Origin of the sequence: Pseudomonas sp. MWU12-2319, from assembly GCF_023242525.1 — a bacterium.
Lineage (GTDB): Bacteria > Pseudomonadota > Gammaproteobacteria > Pseudomonadales > Pseudomonadaceae > Aquipseudomonas > Aquipseudomonas gingeri_D.
Map to the genome: position 1 here is coordinate 21,564 of NZ_JALJES010000007.1, position 22,364 is coordinate 43,927.

Genomic DNA, 22,364 nt, shown 5'->3' on the forward strand with positions numbered 1-22,364 from the left:
AATGACAGGACAGTCAGCAATGGCTGATGAGCGTCTTCAGGACCATCTTGAACGTTTCGATCTGTGCTGCGCCGAAATCAGCGAAGACCTTGTCCTGCTGCTCGCGGGCAATCGCCCAGAGATCTTCGGTCTGCTCGATACCGGCGGCGGTCAAGCGCACACGGCCATCATCGTCATTGACCAGACCTTTGCGCCTGAGGTTGGCCACGGCTTCGGCGATTTCCCGTACGGGCATCGCCACCTCACGCAACAGCTCGCTCGCGCTCAGGCCGGCATCGCTCTCCAACACCATCAACATCCGCGCCTCGCTGGTACGCAAACCAGTGGACAATTGCCGGGGTTGGTAACTGGACTGATAAGCACGTACCGCCTGGGTCATCAGGTAATACAGGTTGTGGCTCAGACGGCCCTGGAAATGGCTGCTCGGCGGCTGGCTTTCATCCCGTTTGGTCATGCGGGTATGGGGCAGGACCATGGAGTAAGCGCCCTGGTGATAGAGCAAAGGCGAGCGGCCAAAGTCATCGAAGGCGACGACCTTGCCGATCATGATCCAGTGATCGCCACCATCCACCTGCTGGTATTTCTCGCAGTGAAAGCGCGCCGAGCAATCGGCGAACACCGGCGAGCCACCCTCACCCGCTTCAAATTCGATTTCAGCGAAGCGATCTTCCTTGGGGCGGGCGAAATTGTTCGAAAGGTCGATCTGATCCGCCGCCAGCACGTTGACCGCAAAATGGCTGGCCTGCTCGAAAACCTCGTGGCTGTTGGAACGCTTGTCGATGCTCCACAGCACCAGAGGCGGATCCAGGGACACCGAGTTGAAACTGTTAGCCGTGACGCCGACTTTGCGTCCGGAGGCAGTGGCGGCGGTGACCACGGTCACGCCAGTGGCGAAATTGCCCAGAGCCCGGCGAAACGCTCGTGGATCGAAGGTCGTTTCAGGGGCGGCGCAAACGCTGTTCTCAGACATGCAAGACTCCCGGACTGCTTCCAGGAGCAGTCCTGATTGTTGTTATGGGGGCTGTGTAGCGGCTTGGCTCAGATCATGCTCGGATCGGGCTCCAGGCCCATCAGCTCGCGGCCGAGGATCTGCGCACAGACGTCATAGTCGGTGTAGGCATGGGCGCCGGTCATGTGCGAATCGCGGAACAGACGCTGCATCTCGTTATGCTCGAACCAGGCATTGCCACCGGCGGCCTCGAACAGACGGTCGACAGCCTGGATGCACATCTTGGTCGCGTACGCCTGGTTGGTGCGCCAGAACGCCAGGGTCTCGCGGCTCGGATAACGATGCTGCTCACTGTGCTCGGCATGCTCCTGCCAGGTCTTTTCGAGAAAGGCCCGGGCCGCGGCAACCTGATGGGTCGACTCGGCCAGGCGCATCAACGCCGGGGTCGCCGCGCCGACCGCCGCCCCGGTGTAGGCGCGCACGCGGGTCTTGGTTTTTTCGCGGAATACTTCAAGCATCCGTTCGGCCACACCTAGACTCACGGTGGAGAAACCACTGGCGAAGTAAGGACGGTACGGCGAGTAGAAGATCTTGCTGTCCGGGTACAAGCCAAAACCTGCGGACTTGCCTTCCATCATGTCCTTGGCTTTCTGGATCCGGTGTTCAGGCACCAGCACGTTGTCGATGATCAAGGTCTTGGTGCCGCTGCCTTTCATGCCGGCGGCGAACCAGTCGTCACGGATCTGGTAGTCGCTGCGCGGCAGTACTGCGAAACAGTAGTCCTGGCTACCCTCGGAGTTTTTGCGACGGAAACCGACAATCGCCCACTCGGCGTGATCGCAACCGCTGCTCCAGCCCATTTCGCCGCTGAACAGCACCCCGCCTTCGGTTTCTTCAGTGCGGCCGAACGGCGCGATACTGCTGCTGGCCGTGGCATCCGGGTTATTTCCCCAGACCTCCTGCTGCAGTTTTACCGAGAACAGCGCCAATTGATGGCTGTGGGTACACAGCAGGCTCATCGCCCACGCGGTACTGGCACAAGCACCGGCAAGCAAGGCAATGCAGTCGGTAAATTGTGGCAGCGAGATTTCCATGCCGCCGAACTGGCGGGGCTGGAAGGCACGGTGCAGACCGATGCTCTTGAGCAGCGCAATATTCTCGTCGGGAACCTTGCGTTCCTGCTCGGCCCGGAAGGCATTGGCAGCAATGGTCGGCAGAATGGACTTGAGGTCTTCGAGGAGCGGGTTTGGCTTTTTCATGGACGGCCCTGCTTATTATTGGATGTCCGGCAGGCGTTCGAAATTGCTGAACGTCGCTGGATGCAGGGCCAGTATGGTGCGGGCGATCAAGGCGGAAAATGCATCTTCCAGAGCCAAGATTGTACTTTCCAAAGACCATGACACAGGCCTGAGGCTCATACCTGCAATTGATCTGGCAGCCACAGACATGGTGTGCGGCAGGCACAGTCAAGCCGATGCGGTCACCTTTGATTAACCTCGGGCTTTTCCCTTGTTCGCCACCAGGAAAACCCAATGACCGATATTGCGCTGCTGCCTCAAGTTGAAGCCTTCCTCCGTCGAAACCATGCCTTGTTCATCGACGGTGGCTACGTCCAGAGCCACTCCAGCCAGACGCTGGAGGTGATCAATCCTGCCAACGGCCAGGTCATCGCCCAGGTGGCCGACGCCGATATGGCTGATATCGACGCGGCAGTCGAGTCAGCCAATCGTGGTTTCAGGCACTGGTCCCAGGTCGCTCCGGCGGTGCGCGGCAACGTGCTGCTGAAACTGGCCGACCTGCTGGAACAAAACCGCGAAGAACTGGCCCAGATCGAAACCTGCCAGTCGGGCAAGATCATCCAGATTTCCCGGGCCTTCGAAGTCGACCAGGCCGCTCACTTCCTGCGTTATTACGCCGGCTGGGCGACCAAGATCAGTGGCCAGACCATCACTCCGTCCCTGCCCTCCTTCGCTGGCGAACGCTATACCGCGTTCACCCTGCGCGAACCGGTGGGCGTCGTGGTGGGCATCGTGCCGTGGAATTTCTCGACCATGATCGCCATCTGGAAGCTCGCCTCGGCGCTGGTGACCGGGTGCAGCATCATCATCAAACCCAGCGAGTTCACCCCGCTGACCATCCTGCGGATCGCAGAACTGGCCATTGACGCCGGTCTGCCGGCGGGCGCGCTAAACGTACTGACCGGCGGCGGACAGGTGGGCAAAGGGTTGATCGAGCACCCGGGGACCGACAAGGTTTCGTTCACCGGCTCGGTGCCGACCGGCATCGCCGTCGGCCGCAGTGCCATGGGCGCCGGCCTGACCCGCGCAACCCTGGAGCTGGGTGGCAAGAACTCGGCGGGATTTCTGCGCGATGTCGACCTGGACAAGGCGGTCAATGGCATCATTGAGGCCGGCTTCCTGCACTCCGGGCAAATCTGCGCCGCCGCCGAGCGCTTCTTCGCCCATCGCTCGCAGATCGAACCGATCATGGACAAACTGGCGCAACGCCTGAGCCAGTTGAACATCGGCTCGCCACTAGACGAACGCACCGAGTTCGGCCCGGTCACCAACCGTCAGCATCAACTCAAGCTCGCCGACTTCTTCGCCAAGGCCCGTGCCGAAAACAACACCATTGTCCACGGCGGCAAGCTGATCGACCGCCCCGGCTGCTACGTCGAACCGACTGTGATCCTCGCCAACACCGTCAACGACACCTTGCTCAACGAGGAGACCTTCGGCCCGATCGCCACCTTCTTCCCCTACGACACCGAGGAAGAGCTTCTGGAGCTGATGAACAACACCGCCTATGGCCTGAGCGCCAGTCTCTGGACCAACGACCTGAGCAAAGCCCTGCGCATGGTACCCGCCATCAACGCCGGTACTGTGTGGGTGAACATGCACACCCTGCTCGACCCGGCGGTGCCATTCGGCGGCAACAAGTCCTCGGGCGTGGGACGCGAATTTGGCAGTGCCTTTATCGAGGATTACACCGAGCTCAAGTCGGTGATGATTCGCTACTGATCGCGGCTGGACCGGGGCCCGGACATCGGGCCCCGGGCACGTTCGAGTCACTACGGCAGCATTTTGCGAAGACCTTGCATGACAGCAACAGCCAGGCCAGAGCCGCTATTGTGCCGAAAATGGCTAATGACGACGCTGTAGCCTACTCCGGCCATACCGAAGATCCACTACCACCACCACTACCTCACGGCCGGGTATCCATCGTCTCCCAAACCGCCTCAGCCAGAGGAAGGTGGGGTTGGCTGTGGGAATGCGGCCATAGGTCGCGCTCTGCATCAATACATCCTTGAGCAGTCCAGATAGAACGAGTTTGTAGCGTTCTTAATCGCCCAAGGCTGCCGCTCGAACCTCGCTGGGTGTCTGCCCGTAACGCGCCTTGAAGGCCCTGGCGAAATGCGCCTGGCTGGTGAAGCCATGGCGATAGGCAACCTCACAGACATCCAGTCCCCTGACCTGTTCACTGCTCAGTAAACGGTGGGCCTGCTGCAGGCGCTTTTCCAGGATGAAGCGCCGTGGCTGACTATCTTCCAGGGCAAACAACCGCGTCAGATGCCGGGTAGAGACGCCGGTTTGCAGGGCGATCCGCTCACAGTTCAAGGTCGGGTCGGCCAATTGCTCGCTGATGCATTGCTTGGCGGCCAGCAAATAGGAGGCACTCAGGGCATTGATCCGGCGCTGTCCGACCTGGCCGGCAATGATATTGCCCAGCAACTCGAACGTATCGTCTTGATAGCCCTCCGCGTCCTGGCTCAACGGCTGCGCGAAAAAGCCCCGGGTGCGCTCGCCCAGTGTGCGCAAGAGCAAGCGTTGCACACCTGTGTGGGCGCTGACTTTCAGGGCGTTTTCGAAGTGGCTCAAACAACGACTGGCAAAGACTTCCTGGGGAATATCAAAGATGAACTGGCGCATCGGCCCGGAGAATCCGAACAAGTAGGGCTTATCGGTACGATAGACCACCAACTCACCGGGCTCGAGCAACTGGCAGTGGCCGTTCTGAAAGAAAAACGAACCGCTGCCCATCACAAACGACACGAAAATCGAGGCCTTGGGCACCGCGCGAATCATCGAGCCATCACGCTCCACCACATGCTCGTTGCCGACGATATGGGCCAGATGCAAGTTTTCCAGGCTCAGATTGTCCTGGGAAGCGGTAAACCCGCCCTCGCTGTAAGTGGAGCACTTGAGGCCCACCAGGGTGGTCGCGTTGTACTGCTCCCAAAAGGCCAATCGCTGGTCAAGGGGAATGCTGTCGGTACTGGCTCGACGGGTATCGAGCATGGCGCATGGAGTCATTTTTATTCTTCTCATGGCTGCGGGAGATTCGCCGGGCCAGGCATGGCGGATTCCGGGATCTCTAGAGAACTTATTAACATATGAACGATGACCAATGTCAACTTATCGTTCTGACTCGGTCGACCACCGGACAAGCAGAAAACGCCAGGTCCGATACAAGCAACAATCACGTCCGTTGCGATCAAACCGACCTCGCTTGTGCGCCCTAGAGTGGCTCCTGCATACCCCACAAGCAGAGGCCGAACATGCCCGAATCAGCCCGCACCGAATTTTGGAAAGACCTGCAGCCCATTGCTAACTGCTTCAAACCAGACGCCAAGCCCGAGGTCTACCTGCCTGACGCCGCCAGTGACGATCTACGGCTCTATGTGCCCTTCACCGAAACCGTGTCTTCACGCCCGCTATGGATCTCCCCCAGTGAAAACCGTTGGTGCGACATCTTGATGTCCAGCCGCGCCGGCCTGGTCAATCGGCATTACCACCCTCACGAGGTGTTCGCCTACACCCTCTCCGGCAAGTGGGGCTACCTGGAGCATGACTGGACCGCCACCGCCGGCGATTTTGTCTACGAGACACCAGGCGAAGGTCACACCCTCGTGGCGTATGACCACAAGGAACCAATGCGCGTGTTCTTCATCGTCAAGGGCCCACTGATCTGGCTCGACGAACAGGGTGAACCCAACGGTTACTTCGACGTGCACTCCTACATCGCCCTGTGCCGAGAGCACTACGAAAAGGTCGGCCTGGGTGCCGATACTGTGGACCGCCTGTTCCGCTAAACCCGTTCTTCGGAGAACCACTATGGCTGACAACAATAATAAAGCCGGTTATGAGAACACCTTGCTGTGTGTGCTGTTCGTGACATTTGGCTTCGTGTTTTTTGATCGTCTGGCACTGGCCTTTCTGTTTCCGTTCATGGCCAAGGAACTGCAACTGAGCAACAGTCACCTGGGCATGCTGTCGTCGGTACTGGCCCTGGCCTGGGCACTGTCCGGTGCGCTGGTGGGCGCCTGGTCGGACCGTCGAGGGGTGCGCAAACCTCTGCTGGTCATTGCGGTCATCCTGTTTTCACTGTGTTCGGCGCTCTCAGGGCTGGTCACCGGGTTTCTTAGCCTGCTGCTGTTTCGCGGGATCATGGGACTGGCCGAAGGACCCATTTTGCCGCTGTCCCAGTCGCTGATGGTCGAAGCCTCGTCACCTCATCGACGGGGCCTGAATATGGGCTTGCTACAGGGTTCGGCCGCAGGCCTGTTAGGCGCGGTGATCGGACCGCCGGTGTTGATCGCGCTGGCCGAAGCCTATGGCTGGCGACATGCGTTCGTTATTTCACTGGTGCCCGGCCTGGTGATCGCTGGGTTGATCTGGCGCTACGTGCGCCCAGACGAACCGCGCCACGCACCAGTGCTCAGCGATAAACAATCCGGGCATCGCCTGGCCTTGCTCAAAAGCCGCAACATTGTGCTCTGCACCTTAATCAGTTGCGTGTTCCTGACCTGGTTCATCACCCTGATCTCCTTTACCCCGAGCTTTCTGGTCAGTGTTCGCGGCTACAGCCCTCCCACCATGGGCGCGATCATGAGTTGCCTGGGCGCAGCCTGGGTGCTCTGGGGATTTGCGGTTCCGGCCATTTCCGACCGTATCGGCCGCCGCCCAACCCTGGTGATCTTTTCGCTGATTGCCGCGTGCTGCCCGATGGCGCTGCTGTACGCCCCCTCATCGATGATTCTCGGCGTGCTGATGGTGCTGACCTACACCGGGCTGGGCTGCTTCACCCTGTTCATGGCGACCATTCCGGCCGAAACCGTGCCACGCGAGGTGATAGCCACCGCCCTGGGAATGATCATGGGCGTGGGCGAACTGATCGGCGGTTTTGTCGCGCCCACCGTGGCCGGTTTCGCCGCCGACCGTTTTGGCTTGTCCATCGTGATGTGGATCTCCTGTGGCGGTGCCCTGCTAGCGGCGGTGTTGTCCTTGTTCCTCAAGGAAACCGCCCCCGCCGTGATCCGCCGTCAGCCATCAGCGACGCCTATCCTGCAAGGAAACCGACCATGAAAGTACTGCGTTGGCATGCGGCTAAAGACCTGCGCCTGAGTGATCTGCCCGAGCCATCCCCTGGCCCCGGCGAGGTCCTGGTGCAAGTGGCCTACTGCGGGATCTGCGGCAGCGACCTGCACGAATACCACGACGGCCCGCATTCTATTCCCCAAGCTACGCCCCATCCGCTGTCCGGCTGCCGTGCACCGCTGACCCTGGGTCATGAGTTCTGCGGCCAGGTCATCGCTCTCGGCGCAGGGGTCAGCCATGTGCAGATCGGCAGCCGTGTCGCGGTCGAGCCGGAATACCGCTGCGGCCATTGCGTTTATTGTCTGGAAGGCCGCTACAACCTCTGCCAGTCCATGGGGTTTATCGGTTTGATGGGCGATGGCGGCTTTGCCGAGCGTGTCGTGGTGCCGGTCTACATGACCCACCCGTTGCCGGACTCCGTGAGTTTCAAACAGGCCGCCGTTTTGGAACCCGCCGCCGTGGCCTTCCATGCGCTGAACCAAAGCAGTTTACAGGCCAGTGGCAGTTGCGTGGTGTTTGGTCTCGGCCCTATCGGCCTGCTGTTGATCATGCTGGCGCGTCTGCGCGGAGTGGAACGGATTTACGCGGTGGACATCAGCCCTGAACGCACGCAACTGGCCCTGGCGCTCGGCGCCAGCGACGTCTTCGATGGCCGCGATGCCGATCTGCTAGAGCGCCTGCGGGCAATCAGCGACGGCGGTCTCGACAGCGCTTTTGAGGCCGCCGGCAGCCAACAAACCTTGAGCGCTGCCCTGCAGTGCCTGCGCAAAGGCGGCGAAGCGGTGCTGGTGGGGTTGATGGGTGAGGTGCAGATCGATGCCTTTCACTTGGTCAACAACGAGCTGCGGCTGCTCGGCAGCGTCGGTTATCGCGATACCTACCCGGCGCTGATCGAATTGCTGGCCAGCGGGCGCCTGGACCTGACCCCGATCGTCACCCGCTGTGTGGCCATGGAACATGCCATCGAGCAAGGCTTCGAGGGCCTGTCAGCCGACAAGAGCCAGATCAAGGTGTTGGTTAATCCCACCCCGTCGCTGGCGCAGTACTGAAACACCCGCTCATCACAACAACAATAAAAACGAGTAACTGATCATGAACCTTCCAATACGTTTGTGCACATTTCTGCTGGCGGTTTCCCTGTATCCCCAAGCCTGGGCGCAAACCCGTGAGGGCCCGCTGGCGGACCTGGGCGACCAACTGGCCGGTTACGGTATCCAGCCTCATGTGCAGTTCTGGAATCTGTCGATGAAGAACCTCGACACCGGCCCCAGACCTCACAGCTTTGGCAACAGTGGCGACGTATTCGTCGGCGCTGATGTCGATCTCGGCACCCTGGCCGGCCTTGATGGCGCGGCGGTTCATGTAGAACAGAGTGTGTTCATTCTCGACCAGGGCACCGGACAACCCACCTCGCGCAACTGGCAAGGCGCCGCCGGCAGCTACTTTGCCGGAGCCCCTATTCACAATGACATCACCAGCAACCAACTGAGCCTACTGACGTTCGAGCAGAAAGCGCTCGATGGCCGACTCGATATGCACCTGGGACGCACCAACGCCCGGCGCTATTTTTATATCTACAACTGCAACACCGTGGTGACCTGCAACGACCCGATCATCGACTCTTCCAGCGGTGTACTACCACCACCCTACGGCGCGTGGGGTGGCTACCTGAAGTACCAGATGAACCCAAGCCTGTATGTGCACGCCGGTGCGTTCGAATCCAACCCGGTGGACTATCTGAAAAAGCGCCAGGGCTTGGACTTCAGCACCGACGACGCCAGCGGCACCAGCTTCCTGTTGGGGATTGGCAGCAAGCCTGGCGACGACACCACGCAGTACGAACTCAACGCTTACTTCAACTCATCAAAGCAGGTCGACCCCTTGACCGGCGCCAGCGACTACGGCACTGCAGGGGCCTTCTTTAAATTCCGCCAGACGCTCTGGCGCGCCAACCAACAAGGCCTGCAAGTGTTCGGTTCGTTGTCGACGGCGGCGGATGACAAGCAACCCTTCAGCCATTTCGCTGAAGTCGGGCTGACCTACCTGGGCCCCTTCGACCGGCCTCAGGACACACTCAACTTCAAGACCAGCTACCTGCGGATCAATCCTCACCAACTGGCGTTCCAGCAACAGCAGCGCATCGATAACAGCGGTGATCCACACCTCGGTGAGCGGGATGTCTACGCCCTGGAGGCCAGCAGCCACTTTGCGCTGAGCCGCAACCTGGCGATCGAGCCGAGCGTGCAGTACCTAATCAATCCGGACAACTACTACAACCCCAGTGCCCGGGAACTGAGCGGCAACGGCTTCGTTGTCGGCCTGCAAGTGATGCTGGATGTGGGCTCGATGCTTGGACTCTGAACACTTTTTTCTACTATCGACGAGGTAACTGTCATGACTCAATCCCCTGTTCACAGCTTCGACTACATCGTAGTGGGGGCGGGTTCGGCCGGTTGTGTGCTAGCCAACCGACTGTCTGCCGAGCCCGGGGTTTCGGTCTGCCTGGTCGAGGCCGGGCCCAGTGATCGCACGCTGTTTCCCGCGGCCTATATCCGCACGCCGGCGGGCATCATTCGTTTAATTGCCAACCCGAAATGGAACTGGATGCATCAGTTCGCGCGTCAACCCGACAGCGGCGACAAACCCATCCCTTGCCCGCGCGGTCGGGTCTGGGGGGGTTCGAGTGCGATCAACGGCATGATCTATATAAGGGGCCACCGCAGTGATTACGATAGCTGGGCGACAGCGGGCAACCGGGGCTGGAGCTACGACGAGCTATTGCCGTACTTTCATCGCTCCGAACATTTCGAGCCAGGCCCTGCTCCCTATCACGGGCAGAACGGCGAACTGAATGTTGCCTGCCAACGTAGCCCAAGCAAGGTCAACACTGTGTTTTACGAGGCCGCTGCGCAAATGGGCTGGCGTTACAACTCGGACTTCAACGGCGAGGAACAGGAAGGCTTTGGGGCTTTTCACGTGACCCAGATCAACGGTGAGCGCTGCAGCGCCGCTCGGGCATTTCTCTACCCGGCCCTGTCGCGGCCGAACTTGACCGTTTTCAGCGAGACCTTGACCCATCGGGTCTTGCTGGATGGCAAGCGTGCCTGTGGTGTCGAAGTGAGCCAAGGCGATCGGGTATTCACACTCAAAGCGCGCCGTGAAGTCATCCTCAGCGCCGGCAGCATCAACTCGCCGCAGTTGCTATTGCTGTCCGGTATCGGACCGGCTGACGAACTGGCACGGCATGGGATTGCCCAGCACCATGAACTACCCGGGGTGGGTCACAACCTGCAGGATCACCAGGACATTGTCTTGATGTACCGTAGCGACAGTGACCTGGGCTACGGCTTATCCCCGCGTGGGGTGCTGCCCTTGCTGGCTTCGCCGTTCCAGTATCTGATGGCGCGCCGCGGTCCGCTGACCTCCAACACGGTTGAATCAGGTGCCTTTTTGCGCCTGCACCCCAGCGACGCGGCGCCGCAGTTGGGACTGATCGTTGCCCCGGCATTGAAGAACCAACCCCAACGCCTGGTTCCCGTGGGACAGGGCATCAGCTTGCACATGGCAGTGATGCACCCCAAAAGCCGTGGCCGGGTGGGATTGCACTCAGCGGACCCAAGGGACAAGCCGCGAGTGGAAGGCAATTTCCTCAGTCATCCAGACGATTTGCACACCCTGGTACAAGGCTTTCAACTGGTGCGCCAATTGGTGGCGACTGACGCCTTTGCCAAGCGTTTGCAAGGCGAGCTGGTGCCTGGGCCGAAGGTCACCAGCACGGCGCAGATCGAGCAGTGGATCAGAGAAAACCTGGGCACGGTGTTTCACCCAGTGGGCACCTGCAAAATGGGCAATGATCCCATGGCGGTGGTCGATGACCAGCTGCGCGTCCACGGCCTACAAGGGTTGCGCGTCGCGGACGCATCGATCATGCCGACCCTGGTGACCGGCAATACCAATGCTGGCGCGATCATGATTGGCGAGAAAGCCGCAGACCTGGTGCTTGGCAAGGTGCCGCCGAAGCAGACAGTATTGGCTGAACGACAGTTGCCTGCTCTCTCACACTGTCGCTAATACCTCAAACCCGTTGACCTTGCAGATGCCTTGACGGCTAGAGGCGTAAAGCCATGAGGCTGAGCGACGGATCAGATGCCTGCTACGCATCCGCTGAGCCTCATCCGGTGCTGGCGCATCAGCGTCACACCCACAACTGCGCTGATGCAGGCGAGCATGGTGTGATGAAACCCATTTCGTAAGTCTTCCCCGGCACGGCATCTCTGGAGAATCAGTCTCCGACACACTGACGGGATGCACCTCTGGCTCGAAACGCATAAAGGCTCACGCCGTTTAATGGAGTCGAATGTGTAGCCCTGAACCCTGCTCTAGTACCTGCGCCAACAACCTGAAAAAGTTTGTCGCAGTTGGGGTTTTGACAGCCCTCTGCAGCGTTGGTCATTGTGTCGGTGCATACCGCTGACGTTGTCAGCACCCTGTCCATGTAGCTTGGATCCGGGAAGCTACGATGCGCCATTGCGCATGATCCACACCCAAGGTCGCAACGCTTCCAGTAGCGCGACCGATCGACTGCTGTCGATGGAAGCACTGCTGTTGATCACTGTTTCCCCCATACGGGCCTCGCCCGTATGGGCAGGCCCTCCCCGAAATCTGGAGGCCTGATAAAAATGGGAATGACCCTATACGATACGATGCTCGCAACTGACGTCTCGGAAGAGATCGCCACTGCGATTTTGGACGCACTGGATATAGAAAAGAGTTCGGTCCTTGCTTTCGAGCCTGGCCGACTGTTGGCGACTCGCGGTGTCCGTAAGCTTGAGGAAGAAGGGGCGCTCAATGCGCTTCCGTACCTGATGCGGCACTGGGTCTGTGACTGGGGCGAGGTGGAAGAGGAGGAAAAACTCGCCAACTTCCAAGCGCTGCGAAACGGCACTCGATTGTTCTCGACGTATGACATTGATGCGGGAGACGAGACAGAGCTCTGCATCTGTACTGCAGCGGACAGGAGCTACACCCTCTTGCTACTGCCCATTGAGTACGAACTTATATTCCCTGCCACAGCCTGACTGAGGCTCATGAACCGCCTACTCACCTTCGCAGGTGAGTAGGCGGTTCCTTCGGTTGTGGAACCGATGTAGCAGGAAAACGCTGCTGTCATGCTTCGTAAACCAGGCCTCCAACGCTGATCAATCCATCACAATTCGACGCGCTGATTTGACATCTATTACCCAGCATGACGCCTTGATGCAGGATGATGTTTCTTGCCAGGAGTACGCTGAGCGCGCCTGCGGCCACCCCCGTTGCAGCATCCTCCAGGCTCTCCTCCAGATGATTGAAATTACGTCCCTCGTACTGATTCATTTCGCGGTGCGCGTAGGCGTAAATGCCGCTCACGGCGGCCCCCTTCCCCCATGCGACAATCCCATTCAGGTGGGGGCGCAATGTGTACAACGCCTCGGGACTAACCATTTCAACCAATAGCTTGGGGCTGCCGATTGATGCGATGGCCGCCGGGGTCTTGATCGCTGATTCCGTGCAGCCAAGCAGTTCTGCAACGGCGCCGATGGTGGGCGCAGGCCTTTTCACATGATCAGGCTCGACGCTGATATGCAGTTCATTTCCTGCGTGCGCAAAGGTCAATACCTGTTTGCTCATGGACGTCAGTGCTGACCCTGAATACTCAGCGACATGATGGGTCTGCATGTAATGCGCAGCCGCCAGGGATGCGTGCAGACAGAGGGGACTTCGAGCATGCGGGTAATAAAAATCGAGAACGCACGGTCCGATACCGTCCTCCATTGTGTTGATGAAGACGCAGGCATTGGCCTTCTGTTCGGCTGCGAATTTTTGCCGCTCAGCGACCGACCATTCGGAGGAACCCCTTTGAAAAATGACCAAAGCTTCATTTCCACTGTTCGGGCCTGTTCCGAAACATCTAAATCGCTTTAAGTGCATTTTTTACATTCACACGTGGTGGGTAATGGGTATTCAGGGTGAGGACGCCACGATGATCTTCTCATACGTTTGGGTCAGCTTACTTTTTGTCTAACGGGTGGTTACGTCCGTTACTCACCGGCACCATGCCCAAGTCTGCAGGGTCAACACCGTCCAAGCAGCCAACGTTGTAGGCGCACTGTGACGGATCGATTCGCCTGATGTGATGGGTGTACACCCCACAGACGGAACAGAAATAGTGGCAGGCCTGCTGGGTATTGAAGCGATAACTCTTCAGCACGTCGGCCCCTTTCAGGATCTTCAGGCCCGTGAGGGGAACGGTGCCCATAACGGCGCCTCGCCTCTTGCAAAGTGAACAGTTGCATCGTTTCGGATCAACCACGCCGTTCGGTAGTTCCAGCTCAAGCACCACCTCCCCACAGTGGCAGGAAGCGTTGTGAACCGGTTTGATTTCTGTCTCACCAATACGCTTGATCATCGGTTTCGTCCTTGTACGGCACGGTTGACTCCACAGTACCCGCAGATTAGCGAAGCGCCAGGCTGGGCGCACTCTTGATTGACCAGGGTCGGGAGCTACGACGCAGCGCTCCCCAGATTCTTTCAAGGGAGCTACAGGCGGGACTATACGGCCAACCGCCCTCTCCCCCCTCACGGAAGCTTGTCATTTCAGCGGAGCGCAAGAGATCTCTCTTTCCCTTGACTGAAATTTCCTAGAAAATCCTGACCGCTTGTTTGCGCCTGCTCCCGCCGCTAGGCTTCGACTCGTCACTGCTCATCAGTGATCGGGTTTAGTCGCCCGGAAGTTCTACATTGGGCGCACAAGCGTCACCTCCCTGTCGGGCACGATTTTTCTTGCCCTGCTTTATGGTGGCTGTGCGCAGGGCGCCCTCGGGCGCGCCGGGTTCCCAATGTTCCGGTCGACTAACCTGTGTACAGCTGCCACCCCCTCGTTTAGTCGCGATGACTGGCAGTTCCACTTAACATTGGAAGTGCGAATATGTTCAAAGTAACCCCCAATCCGCCTGCAATATCCAACATTGAAAGCATCGACCCTCGTATCGCCGACCGAGCCCTGTCTTACTACAACCTCGGCCCGGACGTAGGCTCGAAACCTCCCCCCGTCACCATGTTGCGTGATCATTTGAATGAGCCCAAGAATCAGGAAGACACCCTGGTCAACGTCTATTCGATTCTGCAATCCGCGGCGGCCACAGCCTATGAAAACGCTGACAACCAGATCGGCTCGAACCGTAAGGTCGCGATGGGTGTGGTGCATCTGATCGAGTTGGCACAGCTCAAAATGGACTCGGTCCTGGATGGGCAAGTGGCCAGCGTCAGCAGCTGACAACTCTAAAACGATAGATGAACGGGAAGCGGATCTTCCCGTTCATTGAGTATGGAGCTCTACAGCCGTATCAGCCCCTCAGGTCATTGCTTGATACCTGTTCGGACTGAGCAGAAAACCAATGCAGTGCCCGGCACCGTTGAACCACAACAGACGCAGCCTGGCGACGACAGCAGAATTTAGAGCAGCCGCTTCAACCTTCTACGTAGTCGCAGGTTATCTGCAGCCAAAGCAACAAGGGCAAGAAGGTTCAAGACTGCAAACCCATCAGCGCCAGCAAAATGCCAAAACGCCCAGGACACGGCGGCCACCACCAGCGCGGTGAGAAGCAGCAGGATGGAGTCCTTCATACGACGCCCCTGGCGTTGCGATACAACTGACGGCCTGGCAATTGAGGTTGGTACACGCCTGGATACTGTATCAGGCAGGCACTCAGCCAATGTCGATCGAGATTGTTGGTACGGGCCATGGCCAGCACATCGGCGATGGACAAGCCCCCGGCAAGACTCCGACCAGTAGCGACAGCGATACTACCAATCACAGCCCCCACATAAAACGCTGCCGAGCAAGCGCCGATTATGGCGAGCTGTTCAAGGCGAGTGCCGGCACCGATCAATTCGCCGATGGTGACCGCTTTGCCGAACTTGTCTATTTGAGTAAGTAGCGTTGAAGCCGTGGCCACTGCGGCGGACAGTGTGCCGAAGAGTGACTCGGGGGCCGGAAGGCCCAGCCCTTCCATATTTTCTTTGAAATAATCGTAGAAAGTCGCCATCCATCAATCCCTTGTTACCCGCAGTCCTTGTGGACAGCAAGCCTAATGGATTGAAATTCAAAGCTCAATCGCGCAGCCACGTAACGGGGTGAACCCAGGTGCACCGACAGTTCGTCGCCTTCAACAACCCTACGGACGGGCAGCTCAGGGCCTGTCAGGGTGCAACACGTAGGAATAAATCTATAGGGGCGGTGACCGAACTGGATATTCGCGCACTCAGACAGCCCCACGGTCACCCTGGTGTTGAAACTTCTTTGACGTAGGCTTGGCAGGCTGTCGGGGCGATCAGTTCTTGGTCGCCATCGCCAAAGATGCAGGCTAGGACAAGTCGACGCCGGAGACCTTGACGACGGCCTGCCACGCGGCTTCCTGGCTGGCGTGATCGTGGAGGTGTGGGTGGCGCTGCGCCTCAATGGGGCCTGAGAACTTCCCTTGAGCCGAGGCGAAGAATTGCCCTGAGACGTCGGTTCCGAACTCCGACGCCTGGAGGTACCGACGGGCCGCAGTCTCCGGCGTCTGATTCATGCCGGGAATAAGGTTCGCGATTGGGATAAACAGATACTTCACGGCCAGGCCAGCTTGTCGCGAAACCTTGGTAGCGGTCGCGGCACCGGGCGACACGGCGTATACGGCCATGCCGGAAGGTAGCCGGCGGGCCAGCGCCGCGACCCACCAAGCGACAATCAGCTTCGCATCGGCATACGCATTGTTGGGCACGTACTTCACGTTCGGCCCGTTGCGGATCAAGGCTTCCACAGCGGCGGTTTGGTCACCCCGGTAGTACTTGGCCGCGAAGGCTGGCACGTCGGTGTAGCGGAACATGGGTACGCCCCCTCGGGCAGGCTCCGCACCGGCGATAACAATCCGTGCGTTGGGGCTCAGCAGGTTGGCGTGAAGCAAGCCGACCGTCAGTTGATGATGGCCGACCAGCGGGGCCTGGGAAGCCTCGACGCCTGCGGCCGTGATCACGCGCTCCTTGCCTGGAACCATCCCTGCATTGAGCAGCAGGAAATCGATCGGCCGACCGCGCTTGACCAGCTCGGCGAGGGCGGACTCGACGCTGGCCGGCGAGTTCAGATCCAGCTCCAGCGGCGTGAAGACCTGCGCCTTGGTCTGCGCCGCGAGCTGAGCGGCCGTCTCCTGGGTCCGGGCCAGGCTGCGCCCGGTGACGATGATCTCGCGCCAGCCCTCTCCGGCAAGAGTGCGGGCTGCCGCATAACCGAGCCCGGAGGTGGTGCCGGTGACGAGTGCGATCGAATGTTCCATAGGTGTCTCCGTGGTGAAACGTGAAGCCCCGCGAAGCCGGAGCCGGCTTGCCAATTTAGAACTATTCAGTTATATATTTGCAAAACAACCATTGTCAACGAGTTTTGAACTAAATGATTCAAAATACAGCTAGGCCGCGGGGCCGACCGCGCAGCTTCGACGAAGCGGGGGCGCTGGAAAAGGCGACCCAGGTGTTTCGGTCGAAGGGCTACGACGGAGTGACGATCGACGATCTCGTCGCCGGGATGGGTGTGGGACGGCCGAGCCTGTATGCCGTCTTTGGGGACAAGCGGACGATATTCTTGCGTACTCTCAGGGCGTATGCGGAGAAGAAAGGTGCTCTCGCAGCCAAGGCACTCCTATCGCCAGGGACTCTTCGCGACTCGCTCACCAGCTTCCTGAGGCAGGCCGTAGAAAGTGCGACCGAGAAAGGTTCTGCACCAGGCTGTCTTCTCGTGTGCGTCGCGCCGCTTGTGAACGACCCCGAGGTCCGGCAGTTCCTGCAGAACGCGGGAGCTGGCGCGGTGACGCTAGTGGAAGGCCGTTTCCGGGACGGGATCAGCGCGGGAGAAATCCCGTCTGACTTTCCCGTAACCGCGCGTGCAATCCAAGTCACGGATCTAGCGCGTGGGCTGACCATGCGTGCGCAGATGGGCACACCGCGCACGACGCTCCTCAAAGACGCTGAGGAAGCGGCCGACCTGGTGCTCCTGTCGCGGCGCGTCTGACGGATTGTCGGAAACAATTCACGGAGAAATGGCTGCACAGAAAGCAGAAAGGGAACTCTAATCATGCGCCGCCCACCTTCTGCTCGCGGAAATGGCTCCAGCGGATCCAGAAGAAATCGACATCATTGAGGCTGCCGCGTAACGCTGAATCAATCTCTGCCAAGGTGCTCTGTTGCTCGGCCGTCAGCGGTGTCGGCTGAGAGGCCACCTCTCGCAAAAAGGCTCGAGCACGCTCCAGCACTTCCTCGGCGGGGACAGAGCTGGGCGCCTTCAGGTTGAACACCTCGGACGATAGCCAGGCATTCACATCCCCTTTGCGCGAGTATGGAAAGAGCGAAGCGTGAACCTCAGTCCCGACCAGGTCGAAATCCCAAATGCAATCACGATTGTCGTCAAACTCCGGTTCGACCGACGCCAGCACCAGCGGTGAATGGGTCGCCGCCAACAGTTGCACGGGCACCTCACGGGTGCCGGTCAGCGCGCTCATGACATTCAGCAAGGCCGGAACAATTCGACGCTGCCATCGTGGGTGCAGATGGCACTCGATCTCGTCGATGAGAAAGATGATCTCTCTTGCCGGTGGGACTCGATAACGTTCGTAAGCAAGCTGATGCTCTCGCCATGTCCACACCAGCAGATAGGCCAGTGCCGCGATACGGCGCATCCCCGCCGATGCCTGGGTCAACGGCACATCTTGTCCATAGGGCATGCGCAACGAAGGAATATCGCAAGGCGCCTATCCCGAGCCCCTTCCGACTACAGCCAGAGCCAAGGCTCTTTCATCTGTGCTTCCTTGCACTGGCACTGCTCCTGTCATCCCTGAACTCAACGGCTGGCAATCTAACAGCCGATTGTACAGGCCAGGCTCAATTGCCATATTTGCTCAGATATCGCGTGAAAATTCGCTGCCACGCTAAACCACCTGGTCAGGCGTTTTTCGCGACAATCCCCTTTTTGGGGGCGGCCCGTTTTTTTTCGCAGACCTATTACGTTGCCGATACAAGACCATCGTTGCCGAGAACCCGCACAACGCTGCGAACATCAACCAATAGGCCGGAGACGCCTTGTCGCCGGTCGACTGCACCAGAAAGGTCGACATCGCCGGGGTAAACCCACCAAAAATTGCGGTCGCCAGGCTGAAGGCCAAAGAAAACCCGACCACCCGCACATTCTGTGGCATGACTTCGGTCAAGGCCGCGACCATTGCACCGTTGTACACGCCGAAGAAAAACGAGAAGTACAGCAAGACCACCAACAATCGCTCGAAACTGGGGGCTTCAGCCAGCCAATGCATGGCCGGATACGCTGTGAAAATGCACAGCAGCGAGATCGCCAACAGCAGTGGACGACGGCCGATTCGATCTGAAATCGCACCGCCGATGGGCAACCAAATAAAGTTGGTGAGACCCACAAACAACGTCACCACCAGGCTATCAGTGGTGCTCAAGTGCAGCACCGTTCTTCCGAATGTCGGGGTGTATACGGTGATCAGGTAGAAGGTAGTCGTGGTCATCGAGGCCAACAGTCCGCCCGCCAGCACTGTGCGCCAGTTTTCCCTCATGGAGCGAAACACTTCGGCAGTACTTGGATGATGCGCACGAGTCTTGAACGCTTCGGTTTCCTGCAACGAACGACGAATGATGAAAATGAACGGGATGATCACGCAGCCGATGAAGAACGGAATGCGCCAGCCCCACGCCGCTATCTCGGTTGCATTCAGGTAGGCGTTGATCCCATAGCCCAACGCCGCCGCAAGGATGATCGCGATCTGTTGGCTGGCCGACTGCCAACTGGTGTAGAAACCCGTACGACCCGGCGTTGCGATCTCGGCCAGATAAACCGACACACCGCCCAGTTCCGCACCCGCCGAAAAGCCCTGCAGCAATCGACCCAACAGCACCAGAATCGGTGCCGCGACACCAATGCTGGCATACCCCGGTACCAATGCGATCAGAACCGTGCCGCATGCCATGATCGACAGCGTCACAATCAACCCCTTGCGACGCCCCACCTTGTCGATATAGGCGCCCAGCACAATGGCGCCCAATGGACGCATCAGGAAACCCGAACCGAATACGGCAAAGGTCATCATCAGCGAGGCGAACTCACTGCTTGCGGGGAAGAACGTCTGGGATATGTAGGTTGCGTAGAACCCGAACAGAAAGAAGTCGAACTGTTCGAGAAAGTTGCCGCTGGTGACCCTTATGATAGCGCCGAATTTTGACGTCCGGGATCGGGTGTTTTCCGTTTTTATTTTGACCATGGTTACGGTGCTACTCGATATTGTTATTGGAATAGAGGTCGTGACGGTCAGTCACTGCCGGCGTTGATCGGGTTGGGTAGCCGTTTTTCGATGGCGTACTTGAGTAGCGCGGCGCTACGGAAGATACCGTGGGCGAATTTGCTGTAGGGCATGGTCAGAAAGAACGCCATCACCAGCCCCAGGTGGATTGCCAGCAGCAGGCCCAGGGCGCTGGTCTCGCGTAAAGCAAGCAACGCCAGGCCGCTGGAACTGACCAGCAACAGCTGCGCGATAAATCCGCGATCCATGGGTTTCTGGTTCCCGTCGCCCTGTTCCGGGTTGCGGCGCAGATTCATCCATAGCAATCCGGCCGGGCCCACCAGCAGACCGATACCGCCGAGGATTCCGAGCATCACCGGCAGACTGAAGATCGGATATGGGGCAGACCAGTCGAGCAGGAAGTGATAGAGCGTGGCCACTGCCGTGGCGGCGAAGCACAGCAGAAAGCCGTAGAAGGTGAAGTGGTGGAAGCGACGGCGCCATAGAGTGAATTTGTCATCGTCGTTATTGCAGCCTTCTGCGTGGCCGCCGTCCAGATACTTGAGCTGTGCGACGTTGGCCGTGGCCTCCAGGGCGGCAGAGGTTTTCAGTGGCAGCGGCGCGTCGGCAGGTGAGACGTTACGCCAGAAGCGTCGTACTCCGATTGTCAGCGCCAGTGCCGCAAAGCCGAACACCGCGCCAAACATCAGGGCCAGTGTGTTGTGCGGGAAAATACCGTAGAAATTGCCCCCCGGCATGGCCGTGAACAGGTTACCCATCGCCACCAGGGTCAAGCACAGAAACAACGCCAACCCGCCACCCGAAGCCAGAGCCAGGGTTAGACCGTTACGTTGGTAAAGCTTGCCCAAAGGCTGCGGCCAAACGTACTCGGCATAAGTGTTCAGACGCACCTTGGCCATTGCTTTAGGCACATTGACCGCAAACTCATGGGGCGCGGCGTACTGGCACGCCGAAAGGCAAGCGCCGCAGTTGTGGCATAGGTTCGCCAGGTAATGGATGTCTGCCTGCGTGAACTCCAGACGCCGGGTCATGGCCGGAAACACCGCACAGAAACCTTCGCAATAGCGACAGGCATTGCAGATGGTCATCTGCCGCTCAACTTCACTTTCCTCCAGATTAAGGACTGGGATCAGTTGGCTGGACGCTTGGGGATCAAACAGTTGCATGTCGAGATTCCGATATCACAGTAGAAGGGCCGAAACCCACCGAGGCCGCCGCCTGAACGCCAGCAATACGCCCGAAAGCAGTGCCTATGGCCATGCCGATGCCGGCGGTGTAGCCCTTGCCCAGCACATTGCCCGCCATCATTTCTCCGGCGACAAACAGATTCGGACTGGCTCTGCCTTTGAAGTGCACAGCCGCCGTTTCGTCGGTGGCCAAACCCAAGTAGGTGAAGGTCACACCGGGTTTAAGCGGATAGCCATAAAACGGCGGTTTGACCAAAGGCCGTGCCCAGTGTGTCTTGGCAGGTGTCAGACCTTCGGTATGGCAGTCGTCCAGAGCGGTGTGGTCGAAAGTGCCGACCTGACAGGCACGGTTGTAGCTTTCGATGGTTTGCATGAACTGCGCTTCTGGCAAATCCAGAAGACGCGCGAGCTCTTGCAGCGAGTTGGCCTTGGCACCAGGGAAAACCGGCGGCATGAAGCGGCCGATCGCCTGCTGGTCGATGATCGAATACGCCTTCTGGTTGGGTTGACCGGCCACCAGCCGCCCCCAGATTGCATAGCGCTTGGGCCAGAAATCTTCGCCTTCGTCGTAGAAGCGCTCGCCGTCGTGGTTGACCACCACGCCCAGCGACACGCAATCGATGCGGGTGCAGATCCCACCGTCGTAAAGCGGCGCCCGGGCATCGATGGCAACCATGTGCGCCTGTGTCGGATCACCTATGATGTCAGCGCCGAGATCCTGCATGCGGCGCAGCAACACCCCGGTATTGAAACGCGTGCCACGGATCAGAAAGTTATCCGACGGCCATTCGCCACGTTCGTTTTGACCCCAAGCCTCGCGCAGCCATTCGCGGTTGGATTCGAAACCACCGGCTGCCAGAACGCAGGAGCGGGCCTCAACGCGTTCGGCAGGCAAATGCCGCCCATCGACCTCGCGTTCGCCTATATGCGCGGCGACGAACTTTCCATCCTGCAGCTCGATATCGGTGACTTGAGCGTTGTAGCGAATCTTGACGCCCAGGCGTTCGGCGCTGCGAAAGTACGCGTTGACCAGCGCCTTGCCTCCGCCCATGAAGAACGCATTGGTGCGCGCTACATGCAACGCGCCGGACAGCGGCGGCTGGAAATGCACGCCGTGGGATCGCATCCAGTCACGACACGAGGAAGAGGCGCGAATGGCGATGCGTGCCAATTTTTCATTGGTTATGCCGCCGGTAACTTTGAGCAAGTCCTGCCAATATTCTTCTTCCGGATACGCGCCGACCAGCACATCCTGCGGCGCATCATGCATACAGCGCAGGTTGCGCGTGTGCTGTGAATTACCACCACGCCAGACCTTTGGCGAGCTTTCCAGCAACATCACGCTGGCACCGGCTTCCCGCGCCATCAGCGCCGCGCACAAGGCCGCGTTACCGCCACCTATAACCAAAACATCGACCATCGTTTCTCCTCAATTCGCAAGCAGACGGGAACGAGTTGCTGCTGGCGAGTG

At 59.1% G+C, this 22,364-nt stretch carries 21 protein-coding genes; 9 read left to right on the forward strand and 12 right to left on the reverse strand.

Annotated elements, in window-relative coordinates; all coding sequences use genetic code 11:
- Positions 1 to 13: 13 nt before the first annotated feature.
- Together M5C01_RS13310 and M5C01_RS13315 are read right to left on the reverse strand one after the other, a co-directional pair.
- Complete coding sequence (locus M5C01_RS13310; protein ID WP_152742350.1) at positions 14 to 970, reverse strand: p-hydroxyphenylacetate 3-hydroxylase reductase component; 957 nt, start codon at positions 968 to 970, stop codon at positions 14 to 16.
- Positions 971 to 1,038: 68 nt separating this feature from the next.
- Entirely contained in the window at positions 1,039 to 2,208 is a 1,170-nt protein-coding gene (locus tag M5C01_RS13315; protein WP_152742349.1) for a p-hydroxyphenylacetate 3-hydroxylase oxygenase component, read from the reverse strand.
- Positions 2,209 to 2,481: 273 nt separating this feature from the next.
- On the opposite strand from M5C01_RS13315, the gene M5C01_RS13320 reads away from it, so the two are divergent.
- Positions 2,482 to 3,969: an aldehyde dehydrogenase family protein gene (locus M5C01_RS13320; protein WP_152742348.1), complete on the forward strand. Its 1,488-nt coding sequence runs from the start codon at positions 2,482 to 2,484 to the stop codon at positions 3,967 to 3,969.
- Positions 3,970 to 4,290: 321 nt separating this feature from the next.
- On the opposite strand, the gene M5C01_RS13325 is transcribed toward M5C01_RS13320, so the two are convergent.
- Positions 4,291 to 5,262, reverse strand: a complete 972-nt coding sequence (locus M5C01_RS13325) for a helix-turn-helix domain-containing protein (protein ID WP_152742347.1) — start codon at positions 5,260 to 5,262, stop codon at positions 4,291 to 4,293.
- A 245-nt stretch (positions 5,263 to 5,507) separates the two neighbouring features.
- On the opposite strand from M5C01_RS13325, the gene M5C01_RS13330 reads away from it, so the two are divergent.
- From M5C01_RS13330 to M5C01_RS13355, 6 genes are all read left to right on the forward strand, one after another.
- Positions 5,508 to 6,041 (forward strand): 2,4'-dihydroxyacetophenone dioxygenase family protein, encoded by a 534-nt coding sequence (locus tag M5C01_RS13330; RefSeq protein ID WP_152742346.1) that lies wholly within the window; start codon positions 5,508 to 5,510, stop codon positions 6,039 to 6,041.
- Between the two features lie 22 nt (positions 6,042 to 6,063).
- The gene (locus M5C01_RS13335; protein WP_152742345.1) at positions 6,064 to 7,314 is read left to right on the forward strand and encodes an MFS transporter; all 1,251 of its coding nucleotides are present in this window, start codon (positions 6,064 to 6,066) and stop codon (positions 7,312 to 7,314) included.
- Complete coding sequence (locus M5C01_RS13340; protein ID WP_152742344.1) at positions 7,311 to 8,375, forward strand: 2,3-butanediol dehydrogenase; 1,065 nt, start codon at positions 7,311 to 7,313, stop codon at positions 8,373 to 8,375. The genes M5C01_RS13335 and M5C01_RS13340 overlap by 4 nt, the downstream gene beginning before the upstream one ends.
- A gap of 43 nt (positions 8,376 to 8,418) precedes the next feature.
- Positions 8,419 to 9,687 (forward strand): carbohydrate porin, encoded by a 1,269-nt coding sequence (locus M5C01_RS13345; RefSeq protein ID WP_152742343.1) that lies wholly within the window; start codon positions 8,419 to 8,421, stop codon positions 9,685 to 9,687.
- Between the two features lie 33 nt (positions 9,688 to 9,720).
- Positions 9,721 to 11,397, forward strand: a complete 1,677-nt coding sequence (locus tag M5C01_RS13350) for a GMC family oxidoreductase N-terminal domain-containing protein (RefSeq protein WP_152742342.1) — start codon at positions 9,721 to 9,723, stop codon at positions 11,395 to 11,397.
- A gap of 608 nt (positions 11,398 to 12,005) precedes the next feature.
- Positions 12,006 to 12,404, forward strand: a complete 399-nt coding sequence (locus M5C01_RS13355; RefSeq protein WP_152742341.1) for a hypothetical protein — start codon at positions 12,006 to 12,008, stop codon at positions 12,402 to 12,404.
- 88 nt (positions 12,405 to 12,492) lie between these two features.
- On the opposite strand, the gene M5C01_RS13360 is transcribed toward M5C01_RS13355, so the two are convergent.
- Positions 12,493 to 13,293, reverse strand: a complete 801-nt coding sequence (locus M5C01_RS13360; protein ID WP_152742340.1) for a PhzF family phenazine biosynthesis protein — start codon at positions 13,291 to 13,293, stop codon at positions 12,493 to 12,495.
- Between the two features lie 79 nt (positions 13,294 to 13,372).
- Complete coding sequence (locus M5C01_RS13365; RefSeq protein WP_152742339.1) at positions 13,373 to 13,771, reverse strand: GFA family protein; 399 nt, start codon at positions 13,769 to 13,771, stop codon at positions 13,373 to 13,375.
- A 519-nt stretch (positions 13,772 to 14,290) separates the two neighbouring features.
- On the opposite strand from M5C01_RS13365, the gene M5C01_RS13370 reads away from it, so the two are divergent.
- Complete coding sequence (locus M5C01_RS13370) at positions 14,291 to 14,638, forward strand: hypothetical protein (RefSeq protein WP_152742338.1); 348 nt, start codon at positions 14,291 to 14,293, stop codon at positions 14,636 to 14,638.
- A 179-nt stretch (positions 14,639 to 14,817) separates the two neighbouring features.
- On the opposite strand, the gene M5C01_RS13375 is transcribed toward M5C01_RS13370, so the two are convergent.
- The 3 genes from M5C01_RS13375 to M5C01_RS13385 form a co-directional block, all read right to left on the reverse strand.
- Complete coding sequence (locus tag M5C01_RS13375) at positions 14,818 to 14,988, reverse strand: hypothetical protein (protein ID WP_178130051.1); 171 nt, start codon at positions 14,986 to 14,988, stop codon at positions 14,818 to 14,820.
- Positions 14,985 to 15,410: a hypothetical protein gene (locus M5C01_RS13380; RefSeq protein WP_152742337.1), complete on the reverse strand. Its 426-nt coding sequence runs from the start codon at positions 15,408 to 15,410 to the stop codon at positions 14,985 to 14,987. The genes M5C01_RS13375 and M5C01_RS13380 overlap by 4 nt, the downstream gene beginning before the upstream one ends.
- Before the next feature lie 318 nt (positions 15,411 to 15,728).
- Entirely contained in the window at positions 15,729 to 16,676 is a 948-nt protein-coding gene (locus M5C01_RS13385; protein ID WP_152742336.1) for an SDR family NAD(P)-dependent oxidoreductase, read from the reverse strand.
- Between the two features lie 113 nt (positions 16,677 to 16,789).
- Between M5C01_RS13385 and M5C01_RS13390 the strand changes: the two genes are divergently transcribed.
- Positions 16,790 to 17,404: a TetR/AcrR family transcriptional regulator gene (locus M5C01_RS13390; protein WP_152742335.1), complete on the forward strand. Its 615-nt coding sequence runs from the start codon at positions 16,790 to 16,792 to the stop codon at positions 17,402 to 17,404.
- A 61-nt stretch (positions 17,405 to 17,465) separates the two neighbouring features.
- Here the strand turns inward: M5C01_RS13390 and M5C01_RS13395 are convergent, their stop codons facing one another.
- The 4 genes from M5C01_RS13395 to tcuA all read right to left on the reverse strand — a co-directional run bounded on the left by M5C01_RS13395 (position 17,466) and on the right by tcuA (position 22,313).
- The gene (locus M5C01_RS13395) at positions 17,466 to 18,113 is read right to left on the reverse strand and encodes an AAA family ATPase (protein ID WP_255916947.1); all 648 of its coding nucleotides are present in this window, start codon (positions 18,111 to 18,113) and stop codon (positions 17,466 to 17,468) included.
- Positions 18,114 to 18,317: 204 nt separating this feature from the next.
- Entirely contained in the window at positions 18,318 to 19,667 is a 1,350-nt protein-coding gene (locus tag M5C01_RS13400) for an MFS transporter (protein WP_248764329.1), read from the reverse strand.
- Positions 19,668 to 19,714: 47 nt separating this feature from the next.
- Positions 19,715 to 20,872 carry a tricarballylate utilization 4Fe-4S protein TcuB gene (tcuB, locus tag M5C01_RS13405; protein WP_152739978.1) on the reverse strand — a complete coding sequence of 386 codons (1,158 nt, stop codon included), beginning with the start codon at positions 20,870 to 20,872 and terminating at the stop codon, positions 19,715 to 19,717.
- Complete coding sequence (tcuA, locus tag M5C01_RS13410) at positions 20,859 to 22,313, reverse strand: FAD-dependent tricarballylate dehydrogenase TcuA (protein ID WP_152739977.1); 1,455 nt, start codon at positions 22,311 to 22,313, stop codon at positions 20,859 to 20,861. The genes tcuB and tcuA overlap by 14 nt, the downstream gene beginning before the upstream one ends.
- Positions 22,314 to 22,364: the final 51 nt, after the last annotated feature.

Coding starts and splice junctions, on each gene's coding strand:
- M5C01_RS13355 (WP_152742341.1), top strand. CDS start 12,006: ATGGGAATGACCCTATACGATACGATGCTCGCAACTGACGTCTCGGAA.
- M5C01_RS13315 (WP_152742349.1), bottom strand. CDS start 2,208: ATGAAAAAGCCAAACCCGCTCCTCGAAGACCTCAAGTCCATTCTGCCG.
- M5C01_RS13340 (WP_152742344.1), top strand. CDS start 7,311: ATGAAAGTACTGCGTTGGCATGCGGCTAAAGACCTGCGCCTGAGTGAT.
- M5C01_RS13325 (WP_152742347.1), bottom strand. CDS start 5,262: ATGACTCCATGCGCCATGCTCGATACCCGTCGAGCCAGTACCGACAGC.
- tcuB (WP_152739978.1), bottom strand. CDS start 20,872: ATGCAACTGTTTGATCCCCAAGCGTCCAGCCAACTGATCCCAGTCCTT.
- M5C01_RS13335 (WP_152742345.1), top strand. CDS start 6,064: ATGGCTGACAACAATAATAAAGCCGGTTATGAGAACACCTTGCTGTGT.
- M5C01_RS13385 (WP_152742336.1), bottom strand. CDS start 16,676: ATGGAACATTCGATCGCACTCGTCACCGGCACCACCTCCGGGCTCGGT.
- M5C01_RS13320 (WP_152742348.1), top strand. CDS start 2,482: ATGACCGATATTGCGCTGCTGCCTCAAGTTGAAGCCTTCCTCCGTCGA.
- M5C01_RS13370 (WP_152742338.1), top strand. CDS start 14,291: ATGTTCAAAGTAACCCCCAATCCGCCTGCAATATCCAACATTGAAAGC.
- M5C01_RS13310 (WP_152742350.1), bottom strand. CDS start 970: ATGTCTGAGAACAGCGTTTGCGCCGCCCCTGAAACGACCTTCGATCCA.
- M5C01_RS13360 (WP_152742340.1), bottom strand. CDS start 13,293: ATGCACTTAAAGCGATTTAGATGTTTCGGAACAGGCCCGAACAGTGGA.
- M5C01_RS13375 (WP_178130051.1), bottom strand. CDS start 14,988: ATGAAGGACTCCATCCTGCTGCTTCTCACCGCGCTGGTGGTGGCCGCC.
- M5C01_RS13330 (WP_152742346.1), top strand. CDS start 5,508: ATGCCCGAATCAGCCCGCACCGAATTTTGGAAAGACCTGCAGCCCATT.
- M5C01_RS13380 (WP_152742337.1), bottom strand. CDS start 15,410: ATGGCGACTTTCTACGATTATTTCAAAGAAAATATGGAAGGGCTGGGC.
- tcuA (WP_152739977.1), bottom strand. CDS start 22,313: ATGGTCGATGTTTTGGTTATAGGTGGCGGTAACGCGGCCTTGTGCGCG.
- M5C01_RS13395 (WP_255916947.1), bottom strand. CDS start 18,113: ATGCCCTATGGACAAGATGTGCCGTTGACCCAGGCATCGGCGGGGATG.
- M5C01_RS13365 (WP_152742339.1), bottom strand. CDS start 13,771: ATGATCAAGCGTATTGGTGAGACAGAAATCAAACCGGTTCACAACGCT.
- M5C01_RS13345 (WP_152742343.1), top strand. CDS start 8,419: ATGAACCTTCCAATACGTTTGTGCACATTTCTGCTGGCGGTTTCCCTG.
- M5C01_RS13390 (WP_152742335.1), top strand. CDS start 16,790: ATGATTCAAAATACAGCTAGGCCGCGGGGCCGACCGCGCAGCTTCGAC.
- M5C01_RS13400 (WP_248764329.1), bottom strand. CDS start 19,667: ATGGTCAAAATAAAAACGGAAAACACCCGATCCCGGACGTCAAAATTC.
- M5C01_RS13350 (WP_152742342.1), top strand. CDS start 9,721: ATGACTCAATCCCCTGTTCACAGCTTCGACTACATCGTAGTGGGGGCG.